The organism is Helicobacter didelphidarum, assembly GCF_003364195.1.
GTDB classification, from domain to species: domain Bacteria; phylum Campylobacterota; class Campylobacteria; order Campylobacterales; family Helicobacteraceae; genus Helicobacter_A; species Helicobacter_A didelphidarum.
This window is the reverse complement of record NZ_NXLQ01000125.1, coordinates 1-1,484: the sequence shown is the minus strand read 5'-3', so window position 1 is coordinate 1,484 and position 1,484 is coordinate 1. Positions and strand designations below refer to the sequence as shown.

At 33.6% G+C, this 1,484-nt stretch carries 1 protein-coding gene and 1 pseudogene; both read left to right on the top strand.

What is annotated here, in order from left to right:
- A pseudogene (locus CQA53_RS12775) lies at positions 1-240 on the top strand (hypothetical protein); the annotation flags it as partial.
- Between the two features lie 41 nt (positions 241-281).
- Positions 282-1,484 (top strand): nitroreductase family protein (locus CQA53_RS11360; protein WP_115544013.1); only part of this gene is annotated, 1,203 nt, incomplete at its 3' end.

The window sequence follows — 1,484 nt, the reverse complement described above, 5'->3', positions numbered from 1 at the left end:
TTAAGCATAAATACCGATGAAAAAACTAGACAATTTATCAAAGCACTCAATACCATAGGAGAGAATAACATTAAAGCATTGTATGTGGGGATAAATGATGAGAAAAACACAAGCAATACACCGCCACCATCTATTGTGGGAACAGATATAAACGAAGACAACAACAAAAAGAAACGCCCTAAATTCATAGGCAGACTAGCCACTACGATAATAATGGAGGACGGGTTATGGATAGGATAGTTTAAAGATATTTGTCAAACTTGATATAGTGAGGAGAAAATATGTATTATGAGTATAAAGATGTTCCATCTAATGAACTTCATACAATAAATGGATTTATTTTACAAATAGATGAGCAGACAAATCTTGTAAAACTTACAAAAAGAAAAAATGATAATGGAGAAATCGGTGGTGGCGGTAAATATAATGAGCAACATTCTAAAGCTCTTATAAAAGCATGGGAAATAATGAAAAATACTCATAAAAATTACAAACCCAAATACCTAGACCCTAACTACTACACAGGGCAAAAGTCTCATCTCTCAGAGTTTAAAGCAATCCAAAAGCTTTATTATAAAGACCCTATAAAAGGAGCGATAGCTCCATGGACAAAAGCAGAAAAAGCATATTATGAATCTCTAAAGACAAAAAGAGAAAGATATAAATACCTAGTCATTAGAAGTGGTATAAGAAGCTCTGTGATAGATATACCACTAGATGCTATAGCAAATGTAGATGAAAATGGTAATCTCATCAATGAAAAGTATAGAGAACTCTATGAAATAGTAGAAGCAAATAGAGGTTTAGCTCATCTAAGTGATGGACATTTAGCAATGGCTGAATGGGAAATAGCAGCAGGTATGCTAGGAGATATAAAGGGATTTAGTGGAGGACAAACTGCTGGTTTTACAGCAAGAACCTATCAAAAAGATGTTTTATCTATTCAATTAGGTAATATGTGGGAAAGAGCTTATTATGGTGATGGTTATTTTTTTTATGGCACATATCAAAACCCTTTACGATTAGCACAAGTGATGAATCTCGTTAAAAAAATCAAACCCGATAAATTTGGTATGTATCCTTATATAGATGAGATATTAGGGGTAGATTGGGTGATGGATTTTAGTGAATATTTAGATGATAGAAATATGTTACACATCCTTAATGATGAAATCCAAGCAGGCAAACTCTTAGATCCTAGAGACCCTAGAGCCACAGAGCAAACAAGAAGGGAGTTTAATAATCAAGGATTTAATTTAAAGAGATATGATTTAGAATTTTCTAATGATTGGACACAAGAGCAAGTAGATTTGTATATAGATACAATGCTTCTTATAGCCAAAGTCATGGCAGTAACTCCCCCACAAGGCTATCCTAATGCTCCCACTTACTATATCCCAGAGTATTTAGAAGAACTTTATAGAGAGGGGAAGTTTGATATTAAGCTAGATCCAACAATCCCAGCAATGTATAGAGAATCTTTC